Raw genomic sequence first — 13,355 nt, 5'->3', positions numbered from 1 at the left:
CCACTCCGGTTATTCTTCGTCGGCCTGGCGTTTGATCCACGCCAGAACATGTTCCGAGGGTACCCGCTGCAGGCCGGGTGGTTGCCAGTCGGTCAACTCACCCTGGCCCAGCACCAGTAATCCCCCCGGTGCCAGTCTTTCTGCTAACCGCTTCACGATCTCCCGCCGGCGCCAGCGGCGGAAATAGATCAGCAGATTCTGGCAGAAGATGATGTTCATTCCGTGCATGGGTGCGGTGTCCAGATCCAGGACATTGAGCCTGGTGAAACACACCCGATCTCGGATGCTCTTTACGATTTCGACAGTATTTCGCTCGGCGGGGCGGAAATACCGTTCCTTCAGGATTTCGTCCATCCCCAGCAGTTTCCGGGCGCTGAACTGCCCCTTGCCGGCCTTGTCAATGGCGGGCTTGCTGATGTCGGACCCGGTCACCCCGAACAATGGCTGCATTGCCAGCTGGTTCATGCACTCGTTGAGTACCATCGCCAGCGTGTAGGGCTCTTCGCCGGTTGAACAGCCGACGCTCCAGGCTTCCAGGGCACGCTTCCTCAGCTGCTCACGCGGCCGCGTCAGGACATAGTCGGACACCAGCCGGAAGGCATCGGGATCCCGGAAGAACCGGGTCTCCTGGACGGTCAGCCGATCCACCAGGGTTGCCCATTCCACCACCGCGTCCGGGCCGGATACGATTTTCTCGTAGTAGGCCTGGTAGCTGCTGCAGCCGATCTCCCGCATCCGGATCCCGATGTTGGTCTCCAGGAACGAGCGTCGATCGGCCGACAGGGTTATCCCGGTGCGATGCTCCAGCAGGGTCTGCCACTGGTGGAACTGCGCCGCATCCATATCCGGAAGGCGGCGCATGGACCAGATACCTTCGGCGGGTGACAGGTTGTCGTGGGTATGCGCCATAAACTGTCAGCTGCCCCGGGCCGTTCTTCAGCCCACCACCGGAACGTCGCTGTCTTCCTCTTGCTCTTCGTCGGCCACGTCCTCTTCCGGCAGGGTGAAGCCGGCAACAGAGGACCGCAGTTCGGACGCCATCTCGGCCAGGTTACCGATAGACTTCGCGGTCGCGTTGGTACCGGACGAGGTCTGGGAGGTGATTTCCTGGATAACGTTCATGGTGTTGGAAATGTGGGCCGCAGAGGACGACTGCTGGCGTGCGGCGTTGGAGATGTTCTGGATCAACTCCGCCAGAGACATGGATACGTTCTCGATTTCCTCGAGTGCGATACCCGCGTCCTGGGCCAGACGGGCACCACGGACCACCTCGGCGGTGGTGTGTTCCATGGAGATAACCGCCTCGTTGGTATCGGACTGGATCGTCTTAACCAGGGCTTCAATCTGCTTTGTTGCCGCAGAGGAACGTTCCGCGAGGCGCTGAACCTCGTCCGCAACCACCGCGAAGCCTCGACCCGCGTCACCGGCCATGGAGGCCTGGATCGCGGCGTTCAGGGACAGGATGTTGGTCTGGTCGGCGATGTCGTTGATCAGGGATACGATGTCACCGATTTCCTGGGAGGATTCACCCAGACGCTTGATCCGCTTGGAGGTTTCCTGGATCTGCTCCCGGATGTTGTCCATGCCGCGGATGGTATTCTGTACCACTTCCGCGCCTTTCTTCGCGATCGCAACCGACCGCTCCGCAACCGCGGAGGATTCGGCGGCGTTCGAGGATACCTGGTCGATGGACACGGCCATCTCGTTAACCGCGGCAGAAGCCCCGGCAATTTCCTGGGCCTGGTGCTCGGAAGCGTCGGCCAGGTGCATCGCGGTGGACTGGGTTTCCTGGGCGGCGCCCGCTACCCGTACCGCGGTACCACGAATCGCCTGTACCAGTCCGCGCATCTGGTCGATCGCGTAGTTGATGGAGTCGGCGATGGCACCGGTGAAGTCCTCGGTTACCGTGGCCTCGGTGGTCAGGTCACCATCCGCCAGGTCGGCGAGTTCGTCCAGCAGTCGCAGGATCGCGTTCTGGTTCTGTTCGTTCTGCTCCTGGGTCGCAGCCAGACGGGCCTGGGCTTCGCGGTAAAGGGCAAGACCGATGAAGACAACGATGGCAACCATCGCGGCCAGGATGATAAAGGCCAGGGTCGGGCTGACCAGGCGTGAGCCCGGCTGGGTACGGAAGCCTTCGGCCAGGACAGAGAGTTCTGAGAGCAGGATCTCGGAGTTCTGGAAGATGTCGCTGGCAGCGGTACGCACCTTGAAGAGGTCGGGAGAGGCTTCAAGGATGGCGTCAACGTTCTGGGAAACGAACTCGAACAGCTCGGCAACCGCTTCCAGACCGTAGATGGCGTCTTCATCGGTTACCCGGGAGATGCCCATGGCTTCGTTGCCGTTGAGCTGGCCGTCGAGAACCCGGCCGAACAGGCTGGCGTCGCGGCCGAACCGGTCGGCGGCGATAACCGCGTCTTCGTCACCGGACAGTACGTTGTTAACAGAACGGACGATACGCTCGGCCAGCAGCGACTGGCGCTGGGCCAGGGCGATCTGTTCGGCTGGTGCGTCGTTGTCCAGCAGGATCTGTACGATGTCGTCGTACTCCACCTGGAGCTGGGGAATGGTTTCGTTCAGGGTCCGGGCCACTTCGTGCAGGCCCAGTACCGCATCCTGGGTGGAGAGGATGCTGTCGGCATTTTCCCGGACAATGTTCCAGTTCTGCTGTACACCGCTTTGCTGTGCCAGTTCACTGGGGGGCAGGCCGGTTTCCGGGTTGCCTTCGGTGACGAAGGTCCAGAGCTGCTGGAAGTCATCGCGGGAGCGGCGCAACTGGTTGAATGCCTCGGCGGTACCGCCGGCGGCCTCGGTCGCGTTCTTCGCAATGGCCTGCGAGAGTACCCGCAGTTCCGCAGTGTGGGCAATGTATCGCTGGTCGTTCTGGCTGTCACGGTTGATGATGAACAGCACGGCAACGAGCAGGACGGTAAGTGCGATCAGTGCGGCGATCAGGCCGGCAACCAGCTTGTTGCCTCCCTGTCCCATACCCAATCTTCCGGCTCTGTTTTTCATGTTCTGGCTCCCGGCCTCTTCAAAATGTTGGCAAGTCTGTTTTAGCGGATTTCAGGCGGTCAGGGTGATGTTCCTGCCAGTGTCACCACCCTTTACCACTGCGCGACGTCCAGGAAGTGCTCGTCGGCCACCAGATCGGCAGCGGAGAACACTCTCCAGACTTCCTCGTTGCGTTCGTAGCCGCCTGTAACAAACGGACGAACGCTTTCGGGGACCCCTTGCGGCGCCTCCCGGAAACTGTCGGTTGTGAAATACTGCATCCCCAGGACGCTGTCCACGACCAGCCCGCTGAACACATCCCCCTGCTCAACGACCAGAACCCGCCGGTCACGCTGACTGCGCGAGGAGCGGGGTATGTCGAAGAAGCTGGCGAGATCGACCAGGGGGAGCAGGCGGCCGCGCACGTTGGCGGCGCCCAGCAAGAATGGCCGCACACCCGGAATGTGGGTGAAACGGGGCACATGGAGAATTTCTGTCACTTCACCCATGGGGGCCACATAGTGCTCACCCGATAACACGAAGCCGATGCCGTTCCACAGCTCAACGGCTTCCTGTTGCTCCGGCAGGCCGGCGGCCATGGACCGGCTGCGCTGGGCGATATCCGTCAGAACGGCAAAAGGGGCGGCCTGGGCGGACATGCGTACTCCAAGGTTGTGAGGGTCAGGCGATCAGGCTGTTGATGGTCTTGATCAGGTCGTCTTCGTTCACCGGCTTTACCAGGTAACCCTTGGCGCCCTGGCGGGTGCCCCATACGCGGTCGGTTTCCTGGTCCTTGGTGGTAACGATGACAACCGGAATGGAGGCAGTCTCGGGCGCACGGGTCAGCTGGCGGGTCGCCTGGAAGCCGTTCAGGCCTGGCATGACTACGTCCATCAGTACCAGGTCCGGCGTTTCAGCGCGGGCCTTGGCAACACCATCCGCGCCGTTATCGGCGGTCAGGACTTCGTGCTTGTGCTTTTCCAGGATGGTGGAAATCTTCTTCACCTCGGTGGGAGAGTCATCAACAATCAGAATGCGGGCCATGGTTTCCTCGATGGTTCTTGATTTCAGCAGGTTTACTGTTCCGCCTGTGGTACGTACTGGCGGATGGTGTTTAGCAGCTCGTCCTTGCTGAACGGTTTGGTCAGATATTGGTCAGAGCCTACGATGCGACCTTTCGCTTTATCGAACAGTCCGTCCTTGCTGGAGAGCATGATAACCGGCGTCTTTTTGAAAGAGGAATTGTTCTTGATCAGTGCGCAGGTCTGGTAGCCATCCAGGCGCGGCATCATGATGTCAACGAAAATGATGTCCGGCTGGGAATCGGCAATCTTGGCCAGAGCGTCAAAGCCGTCAGTCGCGGTGATGACCTCACAGCCGACCTTCTTGAGGAGGGTTTCTGCGGTGCGACGAATCGTTTTGCTGTCGTCGATCACCATAATCTTCAGATTCTCGAAGTTGTCATCCATTGTCCAACTGCCTTGCGCTCAGCGACTATCTTTATTTTGGAACGGGGGTTTTAACACAAACCTCAAGGTTCTTCTATAAACCCCGCTCAGTTATAGAATATCGATGGCCATATAAAAAGTATTAGTTTGTGACTAAATGTACTTCTGCCCGCACAGTCACGTATCTCCTGAGGATATCTCCGGATGCATTCGCGGCTCGGGTACAATACCATCTGACGTCTCAGGATAGCATTTAACGCCCGGCTCGCTCTGCTGACCGGTTCGTGTTTTTACTTCCCAGGAGCTGAAGAGACACTATGACAGTCCGACTCGGGATCGTGATGGATCCCATCGAAAACATCACGTTCAAGAAAGACAGTTCGCTCGCCATGTTGCTGGCCGCGCAGAAGCGGGGCTGGGAGATCGAATACATGGAGTTGCCCGACATGTACCTCGACGGTGGCCGGGCGATGGCCCACACCCGGGATCTGACTGTCCACATGGACCCGGAGAACTGGTTCAGCTTCGGCGGCAGTCAGGACCGGGCCCTGGGCGATCTGGACGTGATCCTGATGCGCAAGGATCCGCCCGTGGACCGCGAGTTCCTGATGGCTACCTACATCCTGGAGGCGGCGGAACTGCAGGGCGCCCTGGTGGTAAACCCCGCCGCCACTCTGCGGGACTGTAACGAGAAGCTGTTCGCCACCCAGTTCGAGGATCTGACGCCGCCGTTGCTGGTGAGCCGTTCGGCGCACCGGTTCCGGGAGTTCTATGCCGAGCACGGTGATATCATCATGAAGCCGGTGGACGGCATGGGCGGTCACTCGATCTTCCGGGTGCGGGAGAACGATTTCAACCTGGGCGTGATCATCGAGACCCTGACCAACTATGGCACCCACCAGGCCATGGCACAGAAATTCATTCCCGAGATTGTCGATGGCGACAAACGGATCCTGCTCATCGAGGGCGAGCCGGTGCCCTATGCCCTTGCGCGGATTCCGTCCCAGGGCGAGAATCGCGGCAACCTCGCGGCCGGCGGCCGGGGTGAGGGCCGGGAGTTGACCGATCGTGACCGGGAAATCTGTGCCCGCGTCGCCCCTGCGATCAAGGAGAAGGGCCTGATGTTTGTCGGCCTCGACGTGATCGGCGACTATCTGACTGAAATCAATGTAACCAGCCCCACCTGCATCCGGGAACTGGATGCGGCCTACGGCATCGATATCGGCGGCATGCTGATGGATGCCATTGAAAAGCGCCTGAAGCAGGCGTAACCGACAGAATGGGGCGAGCAGTGCAGGACCAACGACAGGATCAGGAACAGGAATGGCAGTTCAGGTAAGCGATTTTGACCGGTTTTCCTTCACCCTGTTCATGGCGTTGGCCGTGCACGCGATTATCGTGCTGGGCATCACCTTCGCGCCGGAGCCTCCGCGCTCGTCGGCCCAGACCATGGAAATCACCCTGTCCCAGTTTGAAGACGAGAAGGCCCCGGAAAAGGCCGATTTTCTGGCCCAGACCAATCAGCAGGGCAGTGGCACCGAAGACGAACCCCGGGAAATGACCACGCCCCAGCCGGCCGAGGTCAGCCAGCCGGAACCGGCACAGGTACAGCCCGAGCCGCCATCCCGGCCGGAACCGGTGAAGCAGCAGGAACAGACGGTGGTGCAGACCACAGCGCCCTCCAGCCGCAAGGTGGCCGAGCCGGAAGAGAAAGCCGAGCCGGAACCGCAACCGGTGGAGAAAAAGAAAAGCCTGATGGAGCGCAGCCTGGAAATCGCCAGCCTGGAAGCGCGGTTTGATGCCCAGCAACAGGCCTATGCCCGCAAGCCCCGGGTCATGCGGGTCACGTCTGCCTCGACCCTGCAGTCCACCAACGCCTGGTATGTCCAGAACTGGATCAGCAAGGTCACCCGTGTCGGGAACATCAATTACCCGACCGAGGCCCGCAGAGCGGGTATCTACGGCACGCTCCGGATGCTGGTATCGCTCAAGAAAGATGGCACAATCAAGGAAGTGGCTATCCTGCAGTCCTCGGGCAGCCGGGTCCTGGACGACGCCGCCATCCGCATCGTGCGCATGGCATCCCCGTTCGCCCCGTTCCCGGAAGACATGCGCGAGGAAGTGGATGAGCTGGAAATCATACGAACCTGGTCTTTCCAACGGCGGGGGCTGACATCCGGATGACCGCAACCAGGAAATCTCCCAACAGTCTGCAGCACCACTTTCTGGTGGCTTCGCCCTGGCTGGCCGACCCCCGTTTTCACGGTGGTGTGATCTACATCTGTGAACATTCCGACGACGGAGCGCTCGGGCTGATGATCAACCAGCCGCTGGATATCCACCTCGGTGAGATTCTGGAACAGCTGGACATGCATGGCTCCGAGCTGGACCTCCCGGTCTACAGTGGTGGCCCGGTTCAGCCCGAGCGTGGCTTCGTGCTCCACAGCCCCGCTACCACATGGCAGAACACCGTCCAGGTGGCCGAAGACGTTCTGCTTACCACCTCCCGGGACATCCTGGCCGGCATCGGCCGTGGCGATGGTCCGGAAGAGTTCCTGGTAGCACTGGGTTACTCCGGCTGGGGCGAGGGTCAGCTGGAGGAGGAGCTGGGCAGCAACTCCTGGCTGACCTGTCCGGCCAGTACCGACATCCTGTTCCGGACGCCGGCCCAGGACCGCTACCAGGCGGTACTCAAGCTGATCGGTATCGACCTGAACCAGCTGACCGAGTTCGGCGGCCATGCCTGAGGCGGGCAATCGCCGGGTGATGGCGTTCGATTTCGGCACCCGCAGGATCGGCGTGGCCACCGGGCAGGAGTTGCTGGGTACCGGTGAGCCGCTGGCGATGATTCCCGCCCGGGACGGCATCCCGGACTGGTCGGTGGTGGAAAAACTGCTGGAGGAGTGGCGGCCGGACCTGGTGCTGGTGGGCCTGCCCCTGAACATGGACGACACCGAGAACGAGATGTGCGCCCGGGCCCGCAAGTTCGGCAACCGTATCCACGGCCGTTTCCATTACCCGGTGGAGATGGTGGACGAACGGCTCACCAGTTTCGAGGCCAAGGGTGACGTCTTGGCCCGCGGTGGCAGCCGGGATTTCGGCCGCCATGGTGTTGATGACCGCGCCGCGGTACTGATTCTGGAAACCTGGTTCCGGGAACAGGATAATAGCGCCGGCTGACATTTCCGGCTGACCTGAAACACAGTGAGGACCTGATGACCGCACAGCTTGATATCAACCAGCTGCTGGATGAGCTGGAAACGGGATTGCGCCGGATCCTGGAGGAGCGCAATGTGACCGAGCCGGCGGTGATCGGTATCCGTACCGGCGGCGTCTGGCTGGCGGATGTGCTGAGCAAACGCCTGGGCATTGATCAGGCTTTCGGGGAGCTGGATATCTCGTTTTACCGGGACGACTTCAGCCGCATCGGCCTGAATCCGAAGGTGAAGCCCTCCAGCCTGCCGTTCGATACCGAGGGCCGGGACATCATCCTCATCGACGACGTCATCATGAGTGGCCGGACCATCCGTGCCGCCATGAACGAAATTTTCGACTACGGTCGTCCAGCCAGTATCATACTGGCCACCCTGATTGATCTCGGCGCCCGGGAACTGCCGATCCAGCCGGATGTGGCCGGGCGGGTGCTGTCCCTGGATGCCCATCAGCGGGTCAAGCTCCGGGGCCCCGACCCCCTGCGCATCGAACTACAGGAAACCGGGCAGTAACCAGCGATTCCATACGGCAACACAGCAAACAGGCGACCCATGACCGCACACGACCCTTCCCCGCACCACTTGCAGCTGACCCGGGATGGTCAGTTGCGGCATTTCCTCACCCTCGACGGCCTCGACCGTGATTTGCTTACCGATATCCTGGATACCGCCGACTCCTTCATCGAAGTGGGGGAGCGGACCATCAAGAAAGTGCCGCTGCTGCGGGGGCGAACGGTGGTCAACCTGTTCTTCGAGTCCAGTACCCGTACCCGAAGCACCTTCGAGCTTGCCGCCAAGCGCCTGTCGGCGGACGTGCTGAACCTGGATATCAGCACCTCGGCCACCTCCAAGGGCGAATCCCTGTCCGATACCCTGCTCAACCTCGAGGCCATGGCCAGCGACATGTTTGTGGTGCGCCACTCCCAGAGCGGGGCGCCGCATTTCATCGCCGAGAGCGTGACGCCGGGGGTTGCGATCATCAATGCCGGCGACGGCCGCCACGCTCATCCCACCCAGGCCATGCTCGACATGCTCACCATTCGCCAGCACAAGCAGCGGTTTGACGGCCTGAAAGTCGCCATTGTCGGTGATGTCCTGCATTCCCGGGTTGCCCGCTCCCAGATCCGGGCGTTGAATGTGCTCGGGGCGGAAGAAGTCCGGGTCATTGCCCCGGGAACCCTGCTGCCCAAGGATGTGGAGAGCCTCGGCTGCACCGTTGAATACGACATGGAAAAGGGCATGAAAGACCTGGATGTGGTGATCATGCTGCGGCTCCAGAAGGAGCGCATGGAGGGAGCCCTGCTGCCCAGTGAGCGGGAGTTCTACCGGTTGTATGGTCTCAATCGCGAGAAGCTGGCCCTGGCCCATCCGGAATGCATCGTGATGCATCCGGGGCCGATCAACCGCGGGGTGGAGATCGAATCGGCGGTGGCCGATGGGCCCCAGTCGGTGATTCTCAACCAGGTCACCAACGGCATCGCCATCCGGATGGCGGTAATGTCCATGGCCATGGGTGGCCAGGTGGCAGAACGTCAGCAGAAGGCAGAAAGGGCAAAAGCATGAGTCATACCAGCAACCAATCCTCGCCGCTGCTGCTGATTACCGGTGGTCGACTGATCGATGGCCAGGGCCGGGAAACCGACAACGACGCCCTGCTGATTCGCGATGGCCGGATTGCCGCCACCGGCAGTCAGGCCCGCAGTGCCGATGTCGATGACACCATCAACGCCGACGGCTGGGTGATCGCCCCGGGCTTTGTCGATCTGTGCTGCAACCTGCGTGAACCGGGCAACGGCCAGAAGGGCAATATTGCGTCGGAAACCCGGGCCGCGGCCCATGGTGGCTTCACCACGGTTTGCGCCTCGCCGGAAACCTCGCCGGTCAATGATTCCGGCGCGGTCACGCACCTGATCCGGGATGTGGCTGCCAGTCGCTCCCCGATCCGGGTATTGCCCATTGGCGCCATTACCCGCGGGCTTGAGGGTGACCTGCTCAGCGATATGGCGGGCCTCAGGAATGCCGGCTGCGTTGCCGTGGGTAACGGCGCCCGGGGCGTGCGCAATGCCCGTATCCTGCGCCGTTGCATGGCCTACGCCCAGACCTTTGGCCTGACCGTGATGTTCAGCCCGGAAAACCAGGCCCTGGCGGCAGACGGCTATGCCCATGACGGTCTGGTGACGTCCCGCCTGGGGCTTCTGGGGATACCCGAAGTGGCAGAGACGGCCGCGGTCATGGAGATGCTGTTGCTGGCGGAGGAGACCGGTGTACGGCTGCATCTGAGCCAGCTCTCCTGTGCCCGCAGTGTCGAAATGCTGGCGGAAGCGCAGCAGCGGGGTATCCAGGTCACGGCCGACGTCGCCATGCACCAGCTGGTGTTTACCGAGGATGCCCTGGCCGGCTTTGATAGCCGCTTCCATGTGCGCCCGCCGCTGCGCTCCGAGACTGACCGCAAAGCCCTGGTGGCCGGCGTGAGGGAGGGTATCATCGCGGCCATTGTCAGCCAGCACCAGCCCCACGATTCCGCCGCCAAGCAGGCGCCGCTGGCGGCTACCGAACCGGGCCTGTCCACCATCGAAAGTGTGCTGTCCATGGGTCTTGAACTGGTGAACCGGGACGAACTGGCGCTGACCGACCTGGTGCGGGCACTGACTGCCGGGCCGGCTTCGGTCATCGGCCGGAGCGCCGGACTGGCCGAGGGCGATGTGGCCGATCTATGTTTGTTTGATCCGGCAGCAACCTGGACCGCTGACGACAGCTCTCTGGTTTCAGCCGGGCGCCACGCACCGGTCATCGGCCGCGAACTGCCAGGCGTGGTCCGGATGACACTGGTCGAGGGTCACAAGGCCTGGGACGCGCTCCAGGTCTGACCCCGGAAATGCGGCAGAGGTCCGGTGGCCTCTGTCGATACCATCACAGAAACTCCTCCTCTTGCTGAAAAGACCTTGATGGCAGGCACCTGTGCCAACGTATTCTTGTAGCGGTCGACCTAAGGTCGCTCAAGGACAACGTGGCAACGCCGGCACCCGGACGTTCCGGCGCCCGACAATAATAAATCAGGAGTCATCCCGTGAAACCAGCACACTTCCCGCATCGGGTGGCCGTAGCCGCCACCCTGTGCGCTTCCCTGTTGTTTCCTTCCCTTGGTCAGGCCCAGGAGCAGGCGCCCAGGGAAATCCTCGAACGCAGCTTCTGCGTCTTTGATCCGGTGGGGGCCAACGGCCCGTTGTTCGCCATCACCAAAACCTTCCAACCGGTAGCCCTGAAGCGGGGCATCAAGCTCGACCTGCGGGCCTACACCGACGAAAAGGTGGCGGCCGAGGACTTCAAGGCCGGTCAGTGCGATGCGGTCCTGCTGACCGGCACCCGCGCCCGCGAGTTCAACAAGTTCACCGGCAGCCTCGAAGCCATGGGCGCGGTACCGGGCGAGGAGGAGATGCGCCTGCTGTACAACACCCTGAGCCAGCCCAAGGCCCGGCCGTTTCTGGTGAACGGGCCCTACGAGGTGGCTGGCGTGTTCCCGGCCGGTGCGATCTACCTGCACACCCGGGATCGCAGCATCGACTCTGTTGAAAAACTGCAGGGCAAGCGTATCGCGACCCTGGATTATGACGAGGCATCGGTGCGCATGGTGCGCCACGTCGGCGCCTCGGTGGTGGGTTCCAACTCCGCCAACTTCGCTGGCAAGTTCAACAACGGCAGCGTCGATCTCGCCTATGCACCTGCGGTGGCCTACCAGCCCCTGGAGCTGTATAAGGGCGTGAATCCGGACGGTGCCGTGGTTCGCTATGCGCTCGCCTACATGAACTTCCAGGTGATCATGCACCGGGATCGCTTTCCGGATGATGCCGGCCAGATGGTCCGTGACCAGGCCATCCAGCGGCTGGACGAGGCGTACGGGATCATTGCGGAGGCGGAAGCCGGCATTCCCGAAGAAGTCTGGATGAGCCTGCCGCAGGAAGATACCGCCGAGTACGACAAGATGCTGAGAAAGGTACGCCTGTCCCTGCTGGAGGATGGCGTTTACGACGAGCGTGCCATCAAGCTGATGAAGGCGATCCGGTGCCGGGTGGATGGTGCCCGTGCGGAGTGCGCCTCCTGAGAACGAGGGCCCGCGGTGCGGGCCCGATGCTCCTTACTGAACCGCATCCTTGAGGGCCTTGCCCGCCTTGAACCCGACGGTCTTGCTCGCCGGAATCTGGATGGAAGCCCCGGTCTGGGGATTGCGGCCGCTGCGGGCCTCACGGCTGCGGAGATTGAAAGTTCCGAAGCCGATCAGGCTGACATCCTCGCCACGGGCGGCAGCGGCGGATACCTGGTCGGTGAAAGCAGCAATGACTTCGCCCGCTTTCTCCCGGGTCATACCGGTGCGGTCGGCAATGGCGGCAGCGAGTTCAGGTTTACGCATGTGAGAGTCCTCTTATTGTCGTTGTCGACAGAAATCTATAGTGGCTCGGCGCAAATTGTGCAAACCGGGCTGTTACAAAAGCATCGGCCGGAGGCGTCATTTGCGGCCCCCGTCTCATAAAAACCGGTCCTGACAGGCCATAATGCCCGCCGGTTACAGTTCGTAACATTTGAGCCGGCTGCCGGTGTCGAGTCCGCGCGATCAGAACAAGAACGTAAAAAAGGTACAGAAGTCATGACCGACCTCCGCAAATCTCCCCGATCTCCGAGCACCCTGCGGGCCCGCTTCCGCGGCCTGCTCGCCACGCTTGCCGTCACGACCCTGGTCACCGGCTGCGGTGCGATTGACCACATGATGTACAAGACCACCGGTGACGTCATGCAGGGATTCTCCCGCAATCACACGGTTCCGTACCTGATGCAGTCACAGGATCTGGCCATGGGGTGTGCCATGAGCGAGGCCACGGCACCGTTGCTGATGTCCTTCGGGCGGGTCACGGACGAACCGGACCAGCTGGCGGTCATGCTGTACCTCTCCTCCGGCGGTTGTGCCGAGGAGCAGGCCCGGGAGCACGAGCTGGATGCCCTGGCCGCCCTGAACGGGATGGAGGCGGAGGAGGCCGAGGATGCCATGATCCGCCAGAAGCGGGCCTACGCTCTGGCCTCCCGGCGCTATTTCCGGGCCTGGCAGCATCACAATGCCCATTATGGCGAGGTCGGTACTGGCGAGTGCCCGGAATTCGAGGATGACATGGACGAGTTCATCTACCTTGCCGGCCTGCTGTCGGGTCTGCAGGCACTGAATGCCCAGATCCAGTCCACCTCCTCAATTGGCGTGCCGGCCAACATCGGTTCTATTGTGGAGCGGGGCACCAGTTGCCTGGCCAACGACAAGTGGTGGGGCGCGCCGATGGCGTTGCGCGCCACCGTCTGGGCAATGATTCCAGGAGCCCAACCCGAGGGCGAGGACGCCTTCGAACGATTGCAGATTGCCGACGATCAGGGCGAGGCCGCGGGTGTGCGCCTGCCGCACGTGTTCCATGCCATCGCGGCCGTGAACAAGGGTGATGAGGCACGCCTTAGGGAAGTCATCCGGGAGCATGCCGAATCCCTGGAGCAGGATCCGGCCAACGAGGACTGGCGTTTCGTGGATGCCATGGCCACCAACATGATCGTGGCCATTTCCGACCGGATGTGGGTGGAGAATACCGGCCACCGCACGCCGCTTGGTCAGCTCGGCACCTTCTGGGACGACCGGCAGGAGTCGGTTGAAACCATGGATCTGGATGATCTGCTGTAA

The 13,355-nt window shown here is 61.8% G+C and carries 15 protein-coding genes; 9 read left to right on the top strand and 6 right to left on the bottom strand.

What is annotated here, in order from left to right; all coding sequences use genetic code 11:
* Nucleotides 1–9 precede the first annotated feature (9 nt).
* From BM254_RS02115 to pilG, 5 genes are all read right to left on the bottom strand, one after another.
* Nucleotides 10–909 carry a CheR family methyltransferase gene (locus BM254_RS02115; protein WP_091998083.1) on the bottom strand — a complete coding sequence of 300 codons (900 nt, stop codon included), beginning with the start codon at nucleotides 907–909 and terminating at the stop codon, nucleotides 10–12.
* A 27-nt stretch (nucleotides 910–936) separates the two neighbouring features.
* On the bottom strand, nucleotides 937–3,012 hold the full coding sequence (locus BM254_RS02110; protein WP_175497188.1) for a methyl-accepting chemotaxis protein: 2,076 nt from the start codon (nucleotides 3,010–3,012) through the stop codon (nucleotides 937–939).
* A 92-nt stretch (nucleotides 3,013–3,104) separates the two neighbouring features.
* Entirely contained in the window at nucleotides 3,105–3,650 is a 546-nt protein-coding gene (locus BM254_RS02105; protein ID WP_091998080.1) for a chemotaxis protein CheW, read from the bottom strand.
* A 22-nt stretch (nucleotides 3,651–3,672) separates the two neighbouring features.
* Entirely contained in the window at nucleotides 3,673–4,035 is a 363-nt protein-coding gene (pilH, locus tag BM254_RS02100) for a twitching motility response regulator PilH (protein WP_011787171.1), read from the bottom strand.
* 32 nt (nucleotides 4,036–4,067) lie between these two features.
* Nucleotides 4,068–4,460 carry a twitching motility response regulator PilG gene (gene pilG, locus BM254_RS02095; RefSeq protein WP_008175635.1) on the bottom strand — a complete coding sequence of 131 codons (393 nt, stop codon included), beginning with the start codon at nucleotides 4,458–4,460 and terminating at the stop codon, nucleotides 4,068–4,070.
* 296 nt (nucleotides 4,461–4,756) lie between these two features.
* On the opposite strand from pilG, the gene gshB reads away from it, so the two are divergent.
* The 8 genes from gshB (at nucleotide 4,757) to BM254_RS02055 (ending at nucleotide 11,750) form a co-directional block, all read left to right on the top strand.
* Entirely contained in the window at nucleotides 4,757–5,710 is a 954-nt protein-coding gene (gene gshB, locus BM254_RS02090) for a glutathione synthase (protein ID WP_091998078.1), read from the top strand.
* 52 nt (nucleotides 5,711–5,762) lie between these two features.
* Nucleotides 5,763–6,623 carry an energy transducer TonB gene (locus BM254_RS02085; RefSeq protein ID WP_091998076.1) on the top strand — a complete coding sequence of 287 codons (861 nt, stop codon included), beginning with the start codon at nucleotides 5,763–5,765 and terminating at the stop codon, nucleotides 6,621–6,623.
* Nucleotides 6,620–7,186, top strand: coding sequence for a YqgE/AlgH family protein (locus BM254_RS02080; RefSeq protein ID WP_175497187.1), 567 nt, complete (start codon nucleotides 6,620–6,622; stop codon nucleotides 7,184–7,186). The genes BM254_RS02085 and BM254_RS02080 overlap by 4 nt, the downstream gene beginning before the upstream one ends.
* The gene (gene ruvX / locus BM254_RS02075) at nucleotides 7,179–7,619 is read left to right on the top strand and encodes a Holliday junction resolvase RuvX (RefSeq protein ID WP_091998073.1); all 441 of its coding nucleotides are present in this window, start codon (nucleotides 7,179–7,181) and stop codon (nucleotides 7,617–7,619) included. The genes BM254_RS02080 and ruvX overlap by 8 nt, the downstream gene beginning before the upstream one ends.
* 35 nt (nucleotides 7,620–7,654) lie before the next feature.
* On the top strand, nucleotides 7,655–8,164 hold the full coding sequence (gene pyrR, locus BM254_RS02070) for a bifunctional pyr operon transcriptional regulator/uracil phosphoribosyltransferase PyrR (protein ID WP_091998071.1): 510 nt from the start codon (nucleotides 7,655–7,657) through the stop codon (nucleotides 8,162–8,164).
* Between the two features lie 39 nt (nucleotides 8,165–8,203).
* Nucleotides 8,204–9,214, top strand: coding sequence for an aspartate carbamoyltransferase catalytic subunit (locus BM254_RS02065; protein WP_091998069.1), 1,011 nt, complete (start codon nucleotides 8,204–8,206; stop codon nucleotides 9,212–9,214).
* Complete coding sequence (locus BM254_RS02060; RefSeq protein ID WP_091998067.1) at nucleotides 9,211–10,518, top strand: dihydroorotase; 1,308 nt, start codon at nucleotides 9,211–9,213, stop codon at nucleotides 10,516–10,518. Before BM254_RS02065 ends, BM254_RS02060 begins: the two co-directional genes overlap by 4 nt.
* Before the next feature lie 200 nt (nucleotides 10,519–10,718).
* Entirely contained in the window at nucleotides 10,719–11,750 is a 1,032-nt protein-coding gene (locus BM254_RS02055; RefSeq protein ID WP_091998065.1) for a putative solute-binding protein, read from the top strand.
* 33 nt (nucleotides 11,751–11,783) lie between these two features.
* Here the strand turns inward: BM254_RS02055 and BM254_RS02050 are convergent, their stop codons facing one another.
* Nucleotides 11,784–12,056 carry an HU family DNA-binding protein gene (locus BM254_RS02050; protein ID WP_091998063.1) on the bottom strand — a complete coding sequence of 91 codons (273 nt, stop codon included), beginning with the start codon at nucleotides 12,054–12,056 and terminating at the stop codon, nucleotides 11,784–11,786.
* A gap of 234 nt (nucleotides 12,057–12,290) precedes the next feature.
* Here BM254_RS02050 and BM254_RS02045 point away from each other — a divergent pair, with 234 nt between their 5' ends.
* Nucleotides 12,291–13,355 carry a hypothetical protein gene (locus BM254_RS02045; RefSeq protein ID WP_091998061.1) on the top strand — a complete coding sequence of 355 codons (1,065 nt, stop codon included), beginning with the start codon at nucleotides 12,291–12,293 and terminating at the stop codon, nucleotides 13,353–13,355.

The sequence above is a fragment of the Marinobacter pelagius genome, from assembly GCF_900114925.1.
GTDB classification, from domain to species: domain Bacteria; phylum Pseudomonadota; class Gammaproteobacteria; order Pseudomonadales; family Oleiphilaceae; genus Marinobacter; species Marinobacter pelagius.
Note: the sequence above shows the minus strand (reverse complement) of the source record. Positions and strands in the feature narration are given on the sequence as shown.

Coding starts and splice junctions, on each gene's coding strand:
- BM254_RS02080 (WP_175497187.1), top strand. CDS start 6,620: ATGACCGCAACCAGGAAATCTCCCAACAGTCTGCAGCACCACTTTCTG.
- BM254_RS02050 (WP_091998063.1), bottom strand. CDS start 12,056: ATGCGTAAACCTGAACTCGCTGCCGCCATTGCCGACCGCACCGGTATG.
- BM254_RS02065 (WP_091998069.1), top strand. CDS start 8,204: ATGACCGCACACGACCCTTCCCCGCACCACTTGCAGCTGACCCGGGAT.
- BM254_RS02115 (WP_091998083.1), bottom strand. CDS start 909: ATGGCGCATACCCACGACAACCTGTCACCCGCCGAAGGTATCTGGTCC.
- pyrR (WP_091998071.1), top strand. CDS start 7,655: ATGACCGCACAGCTTGATATCAACCAGCTGCTGGATGAGCTGGAAACG.
- pilG (WP_008175635.1), bottom strand. CDS start 4,460: ATGGATGACAACTTCGAGAATCTGAAGATTATGGTGATCGACGACAGC.
- BM254_RS02110 (WP_175497188.1), bottom strand. CDS start 3,012: ATGAAAAACAGAGCCGGAAGATTGGGTATGGGACAGGGAGGCAACAAG.
- BM254_RS02085 (WP_091998076.1), top strand. CDS start 5,763: ATGGCAGTTCAGGTAAGCGATTTTGACCGGTTTTCCTTCACCCTGTTC.
- pilH (WP_011787171.1), bottom strand. CDS start 4,035: ATGGCCCGCATTCTGATTGTTGATGACTCTCCCACCGAGGTGAAGAAG.
- BM254_RS02060 (WP_091998067.1), top strand. CDS start 9,211: ATGAGTCATACCAGCAACCAATCCTCGCCGCTGCTGCTGATTACCGGT.
- BM254_RS02105 (WP_091998080.1), bottom strand. CDS start 3,650: ATGTCCGCCCAGGCCGCCCCTTTTGCCGTTCTGACGGATATCGCCCAG.
- ruvX (WP_091998073.1), top strand. CDS start 7,179: ATGCCTGAGGCGGGCAATCGCCGGGTGATGGCGTTCGATTTCGGCACC.
- gshB (WP_091998078.1), top strand. CDS start 4,757: ATGACAGTCCGACTCGGGATCGTGATGGATCCCATCGAAAACATCACG.
- BM254_RS02045 (WP_091998061.1), top strand. CDS start 12,291: ATGACCGACCTCCGCAAATCTCCCCGATCTCCGAGCACCCTGCGGGCC.